Below are 16,405 nucleotides of genomic sequence, written 5' to 3' on the forward strand. Positions count from 1 at the left end.
AACCCTGTCCCCCCCCCCACGGGCAAACCGTGCGGCGACCCGCCCGCTCCGCACCGGGGGGGCGGTGGCGGCGCACACCACCCGTCCGGTTGGTGCGCTCCTCGAGCGGAGGGGCGCACCACCCGGCCGTCGCGGGTCGCGGATCAGACGTCCCGCCCGCTGCCGCCGCCCGACGACGCCTCGATGCCCTCGGTGATCTCGTCGAGGAGGGACTGGGTCTGATCGGTGTCCACGCCGAAGCGGACCACGACGATCTGCCGCGGCTGCGCGGGGGAGGGGAAGGCCAGCGACTGGACGTACCCGTCGGAGCCCTTGTCGGTGACCGCCTTCCAGCGCACCAGGTACCCCTTCTGCCCGGCCACGGTCACCGCCCTGGACGCGAGCACCTCGTGCGAGGTGATCCTTCCGTAGGCGTCGCCGCCGTAGGACTCCTCGGCGTTCGCGGTGATGTCCGCCTTGGCGACCTCCTCGGCGGTGGAGCCGCGGGTGCCCAGGGCCCGGGCCGGAGCCGAGTACGCCCCGCCCTTGGTGCAGGACTTGGAGGTGTTGCCGGGGCAGTCGTACGCCTTCTTCGACATCACCTGGGCGCCCACCGGGAGTTCCTGGCCGTACCAGCCGTCCGGGACGGGCAGGCTGATCCCGCTCAGCGCGTCGGTCACCGACCCGCTCTCGATCCGCGGCGGCTCGGACGCGTCCGGCCCCGGGCTCCCGCCGCCGTCCCGTCCGTCCGGCCGCTGGGCGGTCGCGGAGCCGCCCCGGCCGTCGTCGGTCAGCGCGTACACGCCGACCCCGATGCTCGCCAGCAGGGCGACGGCCACGGCGGCGGCCGTCGCGATCCGCACACCGCGTCCCCGGCCGGACGGCGCCTGCGCGGGATGTGCCGGGTACGCCGGATGCGCGGGATGCACCGGATACGCCGGGTGGGCCGGAGGCGTCCCGGCCGCGCCGCCCGGCACCGGGGGACCCCAGCCGGCGGCCGTCCCCGCCGGACGGACCCGGTCCGTCCAGGCGCTGCCGTCCCACCAGCGCTCGGTGGGCGGTCCGTCATTCTGCTGCCCGGGGTCGGGGTACCACCCGGGGGGAGTCACCTGCGTCATGCCCCCACCGTATGAGGCATCGGTGAAAGCCGGATGAGAGGGATCCGTCAGGGGCCCCGCGGCCCGCGCGGAGCGCCCGGCGGCGCCGTCCTCCCCGGCGCGCCGACCGCACCGCCACCGTGCCCCGCGCCCGCTCCCTGCTCGTCATCTCCCCTCCCCTCCACGGGTGTTGACCGCGGATCCCCAGGTGGAGGGCGAAACGCGTCGTCCCCTCGCCGCCGGAGTCACCCCTCACGGCAACAGCTGCCCCGACCGGCCACCACCGGGGCGGCGGGAGGACTACGCTCGAGCCTTGTACGTCGTTCGGGCGACTGGGGAGGTAGCGGGATGACGGAGGGACGGCCCACGGCCGCCTCGGCTTCCCTGTGGGAGCGCGACGAGGAGATCGCCGTCCTCGCGCGGGCGGTCGACACCCTGTGTGCGGACCGTTCCTCGCCCGGCAGCCTGCTGGTGCTCCGCGGTGAGTCGGGTCTCGGCAAGACCGCGCTGCTGGCCGAGGCCCGGCGCATCGCCGAGGAGCGCGGCTGCACCGTGTGGTCCGCCCGCGGCGGCGAGACCCTGCGCTCCGTCCCCTTCAACGTCCTGCGCCAACTCCTCCAGCCCGCCCTCGTGTCGATGCTGCCGGAGGAGGCCCGCGAGTACCTCGGCGACCGGTACGACATCGCCGGCCCCGCCCTCGGCGTGGCGGTGCCCGGTGACCGGCACGCCGATCCGCAGAGCGTGTGCGAGGGGCTGGTCGCCGTCGTGCGCCGGCTCGCCCGCCGGGACTGGCCGCTGGTGCTGCTGATCGACGACGCCCACTGGGCCGACCAGGAGACCCTGTACTGGCTCGCCTCCTTCGCCCGGCGCCTGGCGGACCTGCCCGTCCTCGTCGTGGTCGCCCGCCGGCCCGGTGACGTCTCCGGCGCGAGCGCCCGCCACCTGGACGCCGTCGCCGCCGCGGCCGACCTCCCCGTCACCACGCTGAGCGCCCTCACCCCGGCCGCCGCGGCCGGGCTCACCCGCGCCACGCTGGGCGAGGACGCCGACGCCGCGTTCTGCCGCGAGGTGTGGGCCGTCACCGGCGGCAACCCCTACGAGACCGTCGAACTGCTCGCCAAGGTCCAGGACAGCGGACTCGAGCCCGTCGAGGCCCACGCCGGCGCGCTGCGCGACCTCAACCGCTCCGCCCGAGGCGGCGGCCTCGTCGCCCGCCTCGAGCAGCTCGGCATAGACGCCACCCGGTTCGCCTGGGCCGCCGCCATCCTCGGCTCCGACATCACCGTCGGCCTGGTGGCCCGGCTCGCCACCCTCGACCACGACGACGCCGTCCGCTGCGCCGAACTCCTGCGCACCGCCCGCATCCTCACCACCTCGGACCCCGCCACGGGCCGCACCGGGCCCGAGGACCTCGAGTTCGTCCACCCGCTGATCGCCACCGCCGTCTACAACTCCATCCCCGACGCCCTGCGCCGCGCCATGCACGGCATAGCCGCCCGGATCGTCACCGACTCCGGGCGCGGCGCCGCGGCGGCCGCCCGGCACCTCCTCGAAGTGCATCCGGACGACGACGAGGAACTCGTCGGGCAACTGCGCGACGCCGCCCGCGAACACCTCGCCGTCGGCGCCCCGGACGCCGCCCGCCGCTGCCTCGAACGCGCCCTGGAGGAACCGCCGCGCCCCGAGGTTCACGCACAGGTGCTCTACGAACTGGGCCGCGCCACCTTCCTCACCGCCCCGGCCCGGACCATCGGCCACCTGCGGACCGCGCTCGGCATGCCCGGCCTCGACGGCGAGCGGCGGGTGGACGCCGTGGTCCGGCTCTCCCAGGCGCTCCTGCACAACGACCAGATGGAGGAGGCCGTCCGCACCGTCGAGGCGGAGGCCGCCCGGCTCGGCTCCGGCCCCGCCCACCTGCGGCTGCGGGCCGTGCAGTTCATGTGGGAGGGCATCCACGCCGGTGAGACCACCTCCCCCGGCCGCTCCGAGCGCCTGGCCGAACTCGCCGCCACCTGCACGGGCCGGGACAACTCCGAACGCGCGCTGCTCATCCTGCGCGGTTTCGACGCCATGATGCGCGGCGAGAACGCCGAGGAGGTCGTCGAGTTCTGCGACCGCGCCCTCGTCAACGGCCGGCTCGCCCCCGGTCTCGGCTGGACCGACTCCGAGTGGGGCGTCGAGCTGCTGCTCATGCTCACCAGCGCCTACGCCTACACCGACCGCCTCGACCGCGCGGAGAGCCTCTGCACCGAGGCCCTGCGCGCCTACGAGACCGCCGGCTGGAGCGGCGGCCACCTCGTCCTGGCCCACGCCTACGTGGGTCTCGCGCACCGCAGGCGGGGCCGGCTGGAGGCCGCGGAGCAGTCGCTGCGCAGGTCCCTGGACCTCGCCGAACGCGTCGGCCGCGGGCTGCCCCTCTACTGGACGGTGACCAGCAACCTCGTCGACACCCTGCTCGCCCGCGGCCACGTCGACGAGGCCTGGGCGGTGGCCGAACGGCACGGCTTCGCACCGCCCTACCCGTCCACCGTCGTCCTGCCCGACCTGCGCTCCGTGCGCGGCCGGCTGCTGCTCGCCGCCGGCCGCATCCGGGAGGGCGTCGACGAACTGGAGGCGGCCCAGAAGGCGGCGGCCGCCCGCGGCCACCACAACCCGGTCCACGTGTTCGGGGCCGCCGACCTCGCCCGCGCCCTCGCCACCGAGGACCCCGCCCGTGCCGCCCGGCTCGCCGTCGACGTCCGCCGGCGGGCCGAGCGCTTCGGCACGGACACCGCCGTGGGAGAGGCCCTGCGCCTGGCCGCCGCCCTGGAGACCGGCCGGCGCGCGGTCCGCCTGGCCGCCCGGGCGGCCGACTGCCTGGAGTCGTCGCCCTGCCAGTACGAGCACGCCGCGGCCCGCGTCGAGTACGGCGTCCTCGCCCGCTCCGCACCGGACCTCGAACGGGGCCTCGCGCTGGCGCGTTCCTGCGGCGCGGACGGCCTGGCGGCCCGCGCGCTGGCCGAACTGGAGACGGGCGCCGGACGCGTGGCGTCTCGGTGAGCCGCGGCGACGGGAGCCGCGGGGCCGCGCGGCCCCGCCGGGCCCCGGCCCGCACCGCACCGAGCGGATCGGACGGAACGGGCCGGTCCCGGCCCGTCAGGGGGCCTGCGCGTACACCACCCACACCTGGCCGCGGGCGAAGGTCATCCGCCCGCCGTCCCCGGTGGTGAACGCGGTGCCGTCCTCGGCGGCCGGGCGGCTCCAGTCCGCCTCGTACGCGCGGCCGTCGCGCAGCACGGTGGCCTTCCCGGAACCCACCGTCTCGGTGTACGGGGTGGTGTTGCCGCGGAAGTCCCGGTAGTCGGAGGACCGCACGGTCACGTACTGCACGACCACGGTCGCCGGCGCCAGCCGGCCGCCCTCCGTGGTGGTCGCGGGGGCGCCGTCCATCGAGACCAGCCAGCGGTCGTCCGCGTCCGACCAGGTGAAGGTGTAGCGGGCCGCCGGGTGGCGCACCGTGAACTCGTCCTCCGGTTCGCCGCCCGCGGGGGGCGGGCCGAAGCGGAAGCCGGTGGTCAGGGCGGCCGGGCCGGGCGGGGCGTCCAGGAGCCGGTCCGGCCGCAGGTACAGGTCGTGCGGGGCGGCGCGCTCCGGGGCCCGGACGAAGGCGCCGGGCGACGACGCCGGCGTCACCGCCTCCAGCGGCGCCCGGTCGATCACCGGCAGGAGCCTGCTGTGCGCCCCGGAGAAGGCCAGCACCGGCCGGTCGAACTGGCGCAGCAGCTCCAGATCGGACTCGCGGGCGCTGCGCACGGGACCGACGGACTCCGGCAACCGGGTGGCGTACACCGCCATCAGCCGGCTCAGCCCGCCCTCGACCTGCTCGACGTACACCACGTCCGCCGCCTCCACGCCCGTGTGGGGGCGGGCGGTGAGGGCGTTGTCGATCTTCACCGCGAGCGGCGGGGGAGCGTCCGTCCCGTTCGGCCGCGCCTCCCGCGAGGACGGCCGGTCCGCGCCGCGCCCGTCGTCGGCCGGGCCGCCGGACTCCGTGCAGCCCGCCGCCAGACCGGCCGCCAGTACGGCGGCCAGCAGTGCCCTCGCCGCCGCGCCGCGCCGCGTCCGTGCCCCTCGTCCCGTGCCCACCGTCGCCACCGTGCCTGCCCGTGTCCTGGATTGTCTCGATTATGCGCTCGTGTGATGGTCCGTGGACATATCCGCTTCCTGGGGGCGACGCGCGGCGATGGGGACCGATCGGCGCAATCGCCGCGCGATTGGGGCCGCGGCCGCTCGGGTACCCGGGGCCCACCGCGGCAGCGACACACCGGCCACGACGGAGGGAGCGGGCGGAGATGAAGGCAGTGACCTGGCAGGGCAAGCGGGACGTGCGGGTGGAGGACGTGCCCGATCCCCGGATCGAGGAGCCGACGGACGCGATCATCCGCGTCACCTCCGCCGGACTGTGCGGATCCGACCTGCACCTGTACGAGGTGCTCACCCCGTTCATGACCCCGGGCGACATCCTCGGGCACGAGCCGATGGGCATCGTCGAGGAGGTCGGCGCCGGAGTGCCGGACCTCCAGGTGGGCGACCGGGTCGTGGTGCCCTTCCAGATCGCCTGCGGCAACTGCTGGATGTGCCTGACCGGACTGCCCACCCAGTGCGAGACCACCCAGGTCAGCTCCGAGGGCATGGGTGCGGCCCTGTTCGGCTACACCCGCCTCTACGGCGCCGTCCCGGGCTGCCAGGCGGAGTACCTGCGGGTCCCGCAGGCGCAGTACGGCCCGATCAAGGTCCCGGAGGGGCCGGCCGACGACCGGTTCCTCTACCTGTCCGACGTGCTGCCCACCGCCTGGCAGGCGGTGGCCTACGCGGGGATCCCCAAGGGCGGCAGCGTCGCCGTGCTCGGCCTCGGCCCGATCGGCGACATGGCCTGCCGGGTCGCCCAGGTCCAGGGCGCCGGCCGCGTCTTCGGCGTCGATCTGGTCCCGGAGCGGCTGCGCCGGGCGAAGGAGCGGGGCGTGGAGACCTTCGACCTGAGGTCCTTCGACGACGAGAAGGAACTCGTCGAGGCGATCCGCGACCAGACCGACGGCCGCGGCCCCGACGCCGTGATCGACGCCGTCGGCACCGAGGCGCACGGCAGCGCGGCGGCCCGCATGGTGCAGAACGCCTCGGCGCTGCTGCCCCGCAAGCTGAGCGGTCCCATGGCGGAGCGCTTCAGCGTCGACCGGCTCGCCGCCCTCTACACCGCCATCGAGCTGGTGCGGCGCGGCGGCACCATCTCGCTGTCCGGCGTCTACGGCGGCATGGCCGACCCGCTGCCCATGCTCACCCTGTTCGACAAGCAGATCCAGCTGCGCATGGGGCAGGCGAACGTCCGCCGCTGGAGCGACGAGATCATCCCCTACCTCACCGACGAGGACCCCCTCGGCGTCGACGACTTCGCCACGCACCGCGTGCCCCTGTCCGAGGCGCCGCAGGCCTACGACATGTTCCAGCGCAAGAAGGACGGCGCGGTCAAGGTGATCATGAAGCCGTGACCGGTCCCGGAACCGGGCCCGGGCCCCGCCGGGCCCGCGGGCGCCGGGAGGACCCGGGCGGGAACGACCGGACCGGGCGGCCGCCGGCCGCCCGGTCGTCACCGCGTCAGGGCGGTGCCGGGGGTGTCGAAGGCGTCAGGGCAGCTCCTTGATCCGGACGTCCCGGTACGAGACCACGTCGGCCGTGCCGTGCACCTGCAGCCCGATGTAGCCGGAGGCGTACCGCCGCCCGTCCGTGCCCGGGTCGTCCGAGCGCGGCGGGGAGAAGTCCTGGCCGCCGGTATTGTCGAACTCGTTGATCAGCACGCCGTTGCGGTAGACCGAGTAGTGCTGGTCCACCACGCGGATCTCGTAGTCGTTCCAGGTGCCCTTCTGCGTCACGCCCGCGCCGGCCAGGCCCACGCGGTCGAAGCCGTAGACCGACCCCGTCTTGTACATGTCGCCGGCGGGGGAGTCGAACACCTGCACCTCGTGCCCGTACTTGATGGCGACCCACTCCGGACGCGGCTCCTCCGGGTGGTCGTGGACCTGCGGGAACCGCACGAGCACACCGGAGTTGGCGTTGCCGGCGCCCGGCGCGTCGTCCCGCCACTGGAGCTTCAGCGAGAAGTCGCCGTACGTGCGCTCGGGGAACCACAGCATGCCGAGCCCGCCCCTGGTGGTGCCGGAGGTGATCGACCCGTCCGGGTTCAGCGCGAACGAACCGCCGCCCACGTGCTGCCACCGGGCGAACGACTCCGGGCTGCCGTCGAGGATCGTGCGGTAGCCCTCGGTCCGGCCGGGCTCGCCGATGCCGGACTGGCGGGCGGCCCGGTTGACGGCCCGGTACTCCCGCTGGTCGACGACCCCTTCCTTCCGCAGCCGGTCCAGGACGGCCTTCACGTGCTTGAGGAACAGCGCCTGCGAGGTCCACTCCTTCTCGTCCTCGATCAGCTCGCCGATCCGGCACCGGTTGTCGGTGACCCGGTTGGGCACCCCGGAGTCGACCGTGCCGACGATCACCGTCAACCGCTCGTCGTACTCCGGGCAGTCGGGCGCGGGGACGCCCCCGCCCGCCACGACCGTGAAGCTCACCGTGAGCGCCTCGGAGGTGTTGCCCGCCTCGTCGCTCGCCCGGTAGGCCACGGTGTGCCGGCCCGCCCGGTCGACGACCACCGGCCGCGTGTACGCCAGGTAGGGGCCGCCGTCGAGGGAGTACTCGATCCCGGCGACGCCGGACCCGCCCTCGTCGGTGGCGCTGACGGTCACCCGGGCGCTGCCGACGTAGGCGCCGTCGGAGTTCCTCGTGCCGGTGACGGTCGCACCCGTCACCGGCGGGACGGTGTCCTGCGGGGGAGCGGCGACGACGGTGAACTCCACGCTCTTCTCGGCCGAGACGTTGCCCGCCCGGTCGGTGGCCCGGTAGCGCACGGTGTGCGTGCCGACCCGGTGCACCATCACCGGCCCGGTGTACGGCTGCCAGGCGCCGTCGGCGCCGATCGCGTACTCGATGGTGTTGACGCCGGAGCCGGTGTCGGACGCGGTGACGGTGACCGTCGCCATGTCGACGTAGGCACCGTCGCCGTCGCGTTCGCCGTCCACCGTCGCCGAGGTGTCCGGCGGCGCGGTGTCGTCCGACGGCGGGGCGACGACGGTGAACTCCACGCTCTTCTCGGCCGAGACGTTGCCCGCCTTGTCCAGGGCGCGGTAGCGCACCGTGTGCGTGCCGACCCGGTCGACCACGACCGGCGCGGTGTACGGCTGCCAGGCGTCGTCGGCGCCGATCGCGTACTCGATCCGGTCGACGCCCGAGCCGGTGTCGGCGGCCTCGACGGTGACGCTCGCCGAACCGACGTACTGGCCCTCGGCGTTCCGCGTGCCGGTCACCTCCGCCGTCGTCTCGGGCGCCGTGGTGTCCTCGCCGCCGCCCTCGGTCACCGTCAGGACGCCCCGCATCTGGCCGTGGCCGGGGATCGTGCAGTAGTAGAGGTAGCGGCCCGGGGTGAGCACGACCTCGGCGGTGTGCCGGCCGCCCTGGGCGTCGCCCGGGTTGGCCAGGATGTTCAGCTGGACGTCGCCGTTGTACTCGGGGTCCGACGTCATGAACGTCAGCGTGTGCGGCATGCCGGTGGTGTTGCCGGTGGCCGCGCTGTTCTCGAAGACGATCGTCGCCGGTCCCGCCGTCGCCGTCGCCGGTGCCGACAGGTACCTGTCGATGTCGTTCCCGGCGGTCCAGGTGAGCACCTGGTCCGCCGCCCCGGCACCGGTGGCCCCGGCGCCGGCTCCGGCGCGGTCGGCCGCGGAGGCGGTCTGCAGCCCGAGCACCACGAGCAGGGCGGCCAGCAGGGCGGCCCACATTCTTCGTTGCCGTGTCACTGCCCTCACCCGGCCTTCCGCGCCAGCTGACCGGCGGCCGGGGTCGGCCCGCCGCCCGTGTAGGTGACCCGCCACAGCGCGGACCTGGAGTCGGAGGTGAAGAAGCCCCGGCCGTAGTCGAGGAGGTACAGCGCCCCGTCCGGACCGAACTTCCAGTCCATCAGGTTCTTGATGCCGTCGTTGCCGATCGGCACGATCTTCTTCAGCGACTCCGAGTGCACCGGCAGACCGCCGTCCCCTTGCGTCCTCGGATCCATGAGCACCGCGTTGCGCGGCTGGTCGGCGTCGTAGAAGTCGCCGACGAACCACTTGCCGTCCCAGTAGGCCGGCCACTTGGTCCCGCTGGTGCTCGCCTCGTCGTAGCGGTAGACCGGTCCGTTCATCGCGGCCTGGCCGCCGCCCTTGAGCCAGGGCAGCCGGTGGGTGGCCTCCTCCGCCTTGTACGACGGGACGCCGGCGGCGTCGCGGGGGAAGTCCGGGCCGCCGCCCTGCGGCGAGTACCAGATGTTGTTGCCGGTCACCGGCGGCAGGTTGACCAGGCCGTCGTTGTTCGGCGACTCGTTCTTCGGGCGGTCGCAGTCGTACCAGCCCAGCGGCTTGGACGGGTCGGGGAGGTTCCGGTCCCGGTAGGGCTGCTTGTTGCCCATGCAGTACGGCCAGCCCCGGTTGGACGCCTTCGTGATCACGGCGAACGTGTCGTACTTCGCCGGGCCCCAGGTCGTCGACGGCTGCCCGGCGTCCGGGCCGACCCAGCCCGCGTAGAGGATGTCGGTCGTCTTGTCGACGAAGATGCGCGCGGGGTTGCGCACGCCCATCACGTAGATCTCGCCGCGCGTCTTCCCGCCGCCCTCGGCGGTCTCCTTCCCGGTGAACAGGTTGCCCTCGGGGAGGGTGTAGGTGCCGTCCGGCTCCGGGTGGATGCGCAGGATCTTGCCGTTGAGGTCGTTGGTGTTGCCGGCCGTGCGGCGCGCGTCCGCGAAGGAGACGCCCTTGAAGTTCGGCTCGGGGTTGTTGCCCGAGTAACCGCCGCTGAAGCCGCTGGAGTTGGTGTCACCGGTGGCGATGTACAGGTTGCCCTTCGAATCCCAGGCCATCCCGCCGCCCGCGTGGCAGCAGCTGTGGATCTGCACCGGCCACTTCAGCAGCACCTTCTCGCTGCCCGGGTCCAGCTTGTCGGTGGCCCGGTCGAACGTGAAGCGGGAGACGCGCCGTTCGCCCATGTGCCTGTCGCGGTCGATCTCCGAGTGCGGCGTGTAGTGCAGGTACACCCAGCCGTTCCGCTCGAAGTCCGGGTCCAGCTCGATGCCGAGCAGCCCCTCCTCGACCTTGGTCAGCTCGTCGCCTCCGCCCTTGTTGCCGAAGACGGTGAGCGCCCCGGCGAGGGTGACCTTCCCGGTCCTCGGGTCGTAGACGTGGATCTCGCCCCTGCCCTTGCCGATGTCGGGGTCGTTCCAGTCGGTGACCACCGGCAGGGAGGAGTCGGTGCCGCCGCGGCCGATGTAGAAGACCCGGCCGTCGGGGGCGGTGACCAGGCCGTGCGGTTCGCCGATCTGGTCGTTCTGCCCCGGCTGGTTGGGCCGGGTCAGGCGCTCCGCCTTGTAGTTGCCGGTGATCGTCGCCTTGCAGTCGGCCTGCACGAGCCGGGTGGTCCACAGCAGGGCGCCGCGCAGGTGCTCGCGGAAGTCGGTCTCGTCGTACGACGACACCGTGCCGCCCATCCCGGTGTAGAAGGAGCGGCCGCCGTCGTAGTCACGGCACCAGCTGACCGGGTGGTCCCAGCCGTTGGCCCCCGTCCCCGGCTGATAGGTCGACTCGCGCACCCGGGCCACGGTGTGCACCTCGCCGGACGGGTTCTTCACCCAGTTCAGCCACTTGTCGGGCCGCTTCCACTCCAGGGGCAGGCCCTTGGTCGCCGGGTGCCGCCGGTCGCCCACCTCGACGGTGGCCCGCTGCGCCTTCCCGGGGCTCGACGCGGCCGGGCGGGCGCCGATGAGGCCGGTGAACCAGTCCGAGTAGGGCTCCGCGCGGGCCGCGTCGTGGAGGCCGACGAAACCGCCGCCGGCCTCCATGTACGCCTCCAGGCCCGCCTCCTGGTCCGGGTCGAGGACGTCCCCGCCGCCGGTCAGGAACACGACCGTGTTGAAGCGCCCCAGCTTCTCGCCGTCGGTGAAGACCGAGGCGTCGTCGGTGGCGGTGACCTTGAACCGCTGGTTCTCCGGGCCGGACAGGCCGATCCTCTCGATCGCCGCGATCCCCGCGTTCACGAGCGGGGACTCCTCGCCGCCCGCCGCCGAGCCGTGGAACAGCAGCACGCGTACGTTCGCGCCGCCCGGGGGCGACTTGACGGACATCGTTGTCAGGGATGGATCCCGGTCCGGGCGCGCGCTGGCGGCCGGCGCCGACAGCAGCCCGGCGGCGACGATCCCGACGGCGGCGCCGACCGCCCAGGACCGCCGCCCCGCTCCGGCTGCCCCGGTGCTCCTTCTGCTCGGTCTCCGTAAGTGCATGGGTTCTTGACGCGGTGTGAGCCGCATGTGGCCACCCACCCCTCCTCGGTCGCGGCAACAGCGTCAAGGACGCTAGACCCCTTTGCGTCACACGCCAATACCAATGGCCGCAATGAAACGAACTTTGTCCTGAGTGTGGAGAAACCCTCGGAGGGCCGCTACGGTTTCACAGGTTCATGACAGCCACGTGGGGAGTTCGGCATGGACAGACGCGGCTTCAACCGGCGGGTGCTGCTGGGCGGTGCGGCCGTCGCGACATCGTTGTCCCTCGCACCCGAGGCCGCGAGCGCCGCCGGACCGGCGAGGACCGCGCCCGCCGGGGGCGAGGTGCGGCGCATCAAGATGTACGCCGAGCGGCTGAGCGGCGGGCGGATGGGCTACGGCCTGGAGAAGGGCAAGGCCTCGATACCCGGCCCCCTCATCGAGCTCAACGAGGGCGACACGCTGCACGTCGAGTTCGAGAACACCATGGACGTACCCGTGAGCCTGCACGTCCACGGCCTGGACTACGAGATCTCCAGCGACGGCACCAAGCAGAACAGGAGCGACGTCGAGCCGGGCGGCACCCGCACCTACACCTGGCGCACCCACGCCCCGGGCCGGCGGGCGGACGGCACCTGGCGGGCGGGCAGCGCCGGCTACTGGCACTACCACGACCACGTGGTCGGCACGGAGCACGGCACGGGAGGCATCCGCAACGGCCTCTACGGCCCGGTGATCGTGCGCCGCAAGGGAGACGTCCTGCCCGACCGGACGCACACGGTCGTCTTCAACGACATGACGATCAACAACAGACCGGCCCACACCGGCCCGGACTTCGAGGCGACCGTGGGCGACCGCGTCGAATTCGTCGTGATCACGCACGGCGAGTACTACCACACCTTCCACCTGCACGGTCACCGCTGGGCCGACAACCGCACCGGCATGCTCACCGGCCCCGACGACCCGAGCCAGGTCATCGACAACAAGATCTGCGGCCCGGCGGACTCCTTCGGCTTCCAGGTGATCGCGGGGGAGGGGGTGGGGGCGGGCGCCTGGATGTACCACTGCCACGTCCAGAGCCACTCCGACATGGGGATGGTCGGCCTGTTCCTGGTCAAGAAGCCGGACGGCACGATCCCGGGCCACGATCCGCACGGACACCACCACGGCGCGGCCTCCGGGAAGGCAGGGGAGGCCGGGAAGAGCGGGAAGGCCGGGAGGACCGGGACGAGCGACCGTCCGGAGGAACACGCGCACTGACGGCACGTCCCTCGGCGCGAGCGGCCCCCGGGCCCGCCGAACGGTCCGGCGAACCCGCCCGAGTGATCCAGGAGCACTCTCCCCTCCTCCGGGCGCGGGGCTATCCTGTCCCGCATCCGCAGGTGAGGAGCCCCGAGGTGACCGAGACAGTGCCGCGTCCCACGCTGGAGGCCGTGGCCGCGAGGGCCGGGGTCTCGCGGGCCACCGTCTCCCGCGTGGTCAACGGCTCCGACGGGGTCAGGGAGCCCCTGGCCGAGCGGGTCAGGCAGGCCGTGGAGGAACTCGGATACGTGCCCAACCAGGCCGCCCGCAGCCTGGTGACGAAACGGCACGACGCCGTCGCCGTCATCGTGGCCGAACCGGAGACCCGCGTCTTCGCCGACCCCTTCTTCGCCCGCCAGCTGCGCGGCATCAGCAAGGAGCTGACGGCCCACGACAACCAGCTCGTGCTGCTGCTCACCGAGGACCGGGACGACCACGCGCGGGTGGGGCGCTACCTGGCCGGCGGCCACGTCGACGGCGCGCTGGTGTTCTCGCTGCACGTCGACGACCCGCTGCCGGAACTGATCCAGCGCGCCGGGCTGCCGACGGTGTTCGGCGGCCGGCCCGACTGGAACGGCGGCCGGAAGGGCGTGGTCTACGTCGACAGCGACAACCGGGGCGGCGCCCGGGACGCCGTACGGCATCTGCTCGGCCTCGGCCGCAGCCGCGTCGCGCACATCACCGGCGCCCTCGACCAGACCTCCGCGGCGGACCGGCTCGACGGCTTCCGGGACGCCGTGGCCGACGCCGACCCGCGCCTGGTCGTGGAGGGCGACTTCACCCCGGCCGCGGGCGAGCGGGCGATGCGGGAACTCCTCGGGCGCTGCCCCGACCTGGACGCGGTGTTCGCCGCCAACGACCTCATGGCGGCGGGCGCCCTGCGCGTGCTGCGCGAGCACGGGCGGCGGGTGCCGGACGACGTGGCGGTCGTCGGCTTCGACGACATGCTGCCGATCGCCGAGCAGACCGACCCGCCGCTCACCACGGTCCGCCAGGACATCGAGGAGATGGGCCGCCTGATGGCCCGCCTGCTTCTGCGCGACCTCGACCGCACCACGACCGCACCCGAGAGCGTGGGCGGCACCCCCTCCGGCGTGATCCTGCCGACGACCCTGGTGCGGCGCGCCTCCGCGTGAGGCCCGGCGGCACGGGGCCCGGCGCACGCCGCGGACCCGTCCGGCCGCACCCGCGCGCGGCGGTCCGGACACGCCCGTCCAGGTGCTCCGACGGCACAGGGGCGACGGATCACCGGCAGACGGTGGAAGACTCGGCGGAGCAGGCGACGGGCCCTTCCGCAGGAGGCACCATGCTCACCACCCGCTTCGTCGACGGCGCCCCGAGCTGGATCGACGTCGGCACGCCCGACCCCGAGGGCACCACGTCCTTCTACGGCGGTCTCTTCGGCTGGGAGCACGAGCCGGCGGGCCCCGACGCCGGCGGCTACGGCTTCTTCCGGCGGGCCGGCCGGATCGTCGCGGGGGCGGTGCGGGTCCCGCCGGAACGAACGCCGGCCGCGTGGACCGTCTACTTCCAGAGCCCGGACGCACAGGCCGCGGCGCAGGCCGCCCGGCAGGCCCGGGGCGGCGTGCCCGTGCCGCCCGCGGCCGCGGGGGAGCAGGGCAGGTCGGCGGTCCTCGCCGACCAGGCGGACGTCCCCTTCGGCGTCTGGGAGCCCGCCCTCCGCAAGGGCGTCGAGGCCGCCGGCGAGGTCGGCTCGCTGTGCTGGGTCGAGCTGTACACCCCGGACATCGCCCGGGCCGCCGCCTTCTACCACGCGGTGCTCGGCTGGGAGACCTCGGCGGTGACCTTCCCCGGCGGTGTCTACACCTCCCTCAGCCCCGCCGGGACCGGGGAGGAGGGCGTGTTCGGCGGTCTGGTCCCCCTGGCGGACGACCCCACGGAGGCGGAGTCCGGACGGCCCTACTGGCTGCCCTACATCGGGGTGGACGACCCGGACGCCGCCGTCGCCCGGGCCGTCGAGCTGGGCGCCCGGGTCCGGATGCCCGCCACCTCCCTCGCCGGGGTCGGCCGGCTGGCCCGCCTCGAGGACCCGTACGGCGCCCGCTTCGCCGTCCTCAGGGGCGACCCGCGGCAGACCTGACCCCGGCCCGGGGCCCGGCGGGACGGACGGGATCCGGCGGTCCCGCCGCGCGCCGCCGTGCGTTTCCCGCCCGGAGGGCGCCACCATCGTGCGGACACGGACGGGTGAACGGTGCCGAGCCGCGTTGACGTGATGTTGAGCGGACGTTTTTCACCGCCCGGCACGCTCTCGGCCATGCACATCGACACGTTTCCGTCGCCCGACCTCACCTGGCAGGAGGAAGCGCTGTGCGCGCAGACCGGGGGGGACTTCTTCTTCCCCGAGCCGGGCAGCTCCGTCCGTGAGGCCAAGCGGATCTGCGGTCTGTGCCCCATCCGCGCCGCCTGCCTCGACTACGCCCTGGCCCACGACATGCGCTTCGGCGTCTGGGGCGGCCTGTCGGAGAAGGAGCGGCTGGAACTGCGGCGGGTGAGCCGTTAGGGCCCTTCTGGCGGACCGGGCCTTCGTCGGAAGGGCCCTGACCGCCCCGGCCGGACGCCCCGCGGGGGAGGACGGCCCCGCCGGGCACGGCGGGGCCGTGGCCCGCGGGGCGGTCTCAGCCGGCCTTGCGGGCCGCCATGCGGGCCTTGCGGGCCGCCAGCTTCTCGTCGAACTTCCGCGCCTCCGAGTCCAGGCCACCCATGAACACGCCGAGTTCCTCCTGGGCCTTGCGGCCCTCGGGGCCGAGGCCGTCGATCTCCATGATCTTCAGGAAGCGGAGCACCGGCTGGAGCACGTCGTCGTGGTGGATGCGCAGGTTGTAGACCTCGCCGATGGCCATCTGCGCGGCGGCCCGCTCGAAGCCGGGGATGCCGTGACCGGGCATCCGGAAGTTCACGACGACGTCGCGCACCGCCTGCATCGTCAGGTCGGGGGCGAGTTCGAAGGCCGCCTTCAGGAGGTTGCGGTAGAAGACCATGTGCAGGTTCTCGTCGGTCGCGATGCGGGCCAGCATGCGGTCGCAGACCGGGTCGCCGGACTGGTGGCCGGTGTTGCGGTGCGAGATGCGGGTGGCCAGCTCCTGGAAGGCGACGTAGGCGACCGAGTGCAGCATCGAGTGCCGGTTGTCCGACTCGAAGCCCTCGCTCATGTGCGCCATGCGGAACTGCTCCAGCTTGTCCGGGTCCACCGCCCGCGAGGCGAGCAGGTAGTCCCGCATCACGATGCCGTGCCGGCCCTCCTCGGCGGTCCAGCGGTGCACCCAGGTGCCCCAGGCGCCGTCCCGGCCGAACAGGGTGGCGATCTCGTGGTGGTAGCTCGGCAGGTTGTCCTCGGTCAGCAGGTTCACCACGAGCGCGATCCGGCCCACCTCGGTGACCTTGGACTGCTCCTTCTCCCAGGCCTCGCCGTCCTCGAAGAAGCCGGGGAAGTTGCGGCCGTCGCTCCACGGCACGTACTCGTGCGGCATCCAGTCCTTGGCGACCTTCAGGTGCCGGTCGAGTTCCTTCTCGACCACTTCCTCCAGTGCGTACAACAGCCGGGCGTCGGTCCAGACGGACGGGCTGCCGAGGTGAGGGGAAGCGAGCGTCACGGGAACTCCAGGGGGACGGTGCGGGTACGACGGGTCCGGCGAGCGGTGCC

General features: G+C 73.7%; 11 protein-coding genes. 6 read left to right on the forward strand and 5 right to left on the reverse strand.

All coding sequences use genetic code 11. The features are described from left to right. Positions 1 to 143: 143 nt before the first annotated feature. A complete protein-coding gene (locus ACZ56B_RS21300; protein ID WP_468792654.1) occupies positions 144 to 1,097 on the reverse strand; it encodes a DUF2510 domain-containing protein in 954 nt (317 codons plus the stop codon). 327 nt (positions 1,098 to 1,424) lie between these two features. Between ACZ56B_RS21300 and ACZ56B_RS21305 the strand changes: the two genes are divergently transcribed. Further along, the gene (locus ACZ56B_RS21305; protein ID WP_468792658.1) at positions 1,425 to 4,115 is read left to right on the forward strand and encodes an ATP-binding protein; all 2,691 of its coding nucleotides are present in this window, start codon (positions 1,425 to 1,427) and stop codon (positions 4,113 to 4,115) included. A 96-nt stretch (positions 4,116 to 4,211) separates the two neighbouring features. On the opposite strand, the gene ACZ56B_RS21310 is transcribed toward ACZ56B_RS21305, so the two are convergent. Beyond that, positions 4,212 to 5,210 carry a DUF3048 domain-containing protein gene (locus ACZ56B_RS21310; RefSeq protein ID WP_468792662.1) on the reverse strand — a complete coding sequence of 333 codons (999 nt, stop codon included), beginning with the start codon at positions 5,208 to 5,210 and terminating at the stop codon, positions 4,212 to 4,214. A gap of 197 nt (positions 5,211 to 5,407) precedes the next feature. Here ACZ56B_RS21310 and ACZ56B_RS21315 point away from each other — a divergent pair, with 197 nt between their 5' ends. Continuing rightward, the gene (locus ACZ56B_RS21315; RefSeq protein ID WP_468792666.1) at positions 5,408 to 6,598 is read left to right on the forward strand and encodes a zinc-dependent alcohol dehydrogenase; all 1,191 of its coding nucleotides are present in this window, start codon (positions 5,408 to 5,410) and stop codon (positions 6,596 to 6,598) included. Positions 6,599 to 6,733: 135 nt separating this feature from the next. On the opposite strand, the gene ACZ56B_RS21320 is transcribed toward ACZ56B_RS21315, so the two are convergent. Continuing rightward, positions 6,734 to 8,935, reverse strand: coding sequence for an OmpL47-type beta-barrel domain-containing protein (locus tag ACZ56B_RS21320; RefSeq protein ID WP_468792812.1), 2,202 nt, complete (start codon positions 8,933 to 8,935; stop codon positions 6,734 to 6,736). 23 nt (positions 8,936 to 8,958) lie between these two features. Further along, on the reverse strand, positions 8,959 to 11,460 hold the full coding sequence (locus ACZ56B_RS21325) for a ThuA domain-containing protein (protein ID WP_468792670.1): 2,502 nt from the start codon (positions 11,458 to 11,460) through the stop codon (positions 8,959 to 8,961). 201 nt (positions 11,461 to 11,661) lie between these two features. Between ACZ56B_RS21325 and ACZ56B_RS21330 the strand changes: the two genes are divergently transcribed. From ACZ56B_RS21330 to ACZ56B_RS21345, 4 genes are all read left to right on the forward strand, one after another. Continuing rightward, positions 11,662 to 12,702: a multicopper oxidase domain-containing protein gene (locus ACZ56B_RS21330; protein ID WP_468792674.1), complete on the forward strand. Its 1,041-nt coding sequence runs from the start codon at positions 11,662 to 11,664 to the stop codon at positions 12,700 to 12,702. Positions 12,703 to 12,839: 137 nt separating this feature from the next. Beyond that, on the forward strand, positions 12,840 to 13,880 hold the full coding sequence (locus ACZ56B_RS21335) for a LacI family DNA-binding transcriptional regulator (RefSeq protein WP_468792679.1): 1,041 nt from the start codon (positions 12,840 to 12,842) through the stop codon (positions 13,878 to 13,880). Between the two features lie 170 nt (positions 13,881 to 14,050). Continuing rightward, complete coding sequence (locus tag ACZ56B_RS21340; RefSeq protein ID WP_468792683.1) at positions 14,051 to 14,845, forward strand: VOC family protein; 795 nt, start codon at positions 14,051 to 14,053, stop codon at positions 14,843 to 14,845. Positions 14,846 to 15,019: 174 nt separating this feature from the next. Further along, on the forward strand, positions 15,020 to 15,265 hold the full coding sequence (locus ACZ56B_RS21345) for a WhiB family transcriptional regulator (protein ID WP_468792687.1): 246 nt from the start codon (positions 15,020 to 15,022) through the stop codon (positions 15,263 to 15,265). A gap of 115 nt (positions 15,266 to 15,380) precedes the next feature. On the opposite strand, the gene ACZ56B_RS21350 is transcribed toward ACZ56B_RS21345, so the two are convergent. Further along, a complete protein-coding gene (locus ACZ56B_RS21350) occupies positions 15,381 to 16,355 on the reverse strand; it encodes an acyl-ACP desaturase (RefSeq protein ID WP_468792690.1) in 975 nt (324 codons plus the stop codon). Positions 16,356 to 16,405 lie beyond the last annotated feature (50 nt).

It is taken from the genome of Streptomyces sp. NPDC034670, assembly GCF_055574875.1.

Bases quoted from the DNA above. Each gene is read 5' to 3' on its own strand.
- ACZ56B_RS21325 (WP_468792670.1), bottom strand. From the start codon at position 11,460: ATGCACTTACGGAGACCGAGCAGAAGGAGCACCGGGGCAGCCGGAGCG.
- ACZ56B_RS21340 (WP_468792683.1), top strand. From the start codon at position 14,051: ATGCTCACCACCCGCTTCGTCGACGGCGCCCCGAGCTGGATCGACGTC.
- ACZ56B_RS21320 (WP_468792812.1), bottom strand. From the start codon at position 8,935: ATGTGGGCCGCCCTGCTGGCCGCCCTGCTCGTGGTGCTCGGGCTGCAG.
- ACZ56B_RS21345 (WP_468792687.1), top strand. From the start codon at position 15,020: ATGCACATCGACACGTTTCCGTCGCCCGACCTCACCTGGCAGGAGGAA.
- ACZ56B_RS21330 (WP_468792674.1), top strand. From the start codon at position 11,662: ATGGACAGACGCGGCTTCAACCGGCGGGTGCTGCTGGGCGGTGCGGCC.
- ACZ56B_RS21305 (WP_468792658.1), top strand. From the start codon at position 1,425: ATGACGGAGGGACGGCCCACGGCCGCCTCGGCTTCCCTGTGGGAGCGC.
- ACZ56B_RS21315 (WP_468792666.1), top strand. From the start codon at position 5,408: ATGAAGGCAGTGACCTGGCAGGGCAAGCGGGACGTGCGGGTGGAGGAC.
- ACZ56B_RS21300 (WP_468792654.1), bottom strand. From the start codon at position 1,097: ATGACGCAGGTGACTCCCCCCGGGTGGTACCCCGACCCCGGGCAGCAG.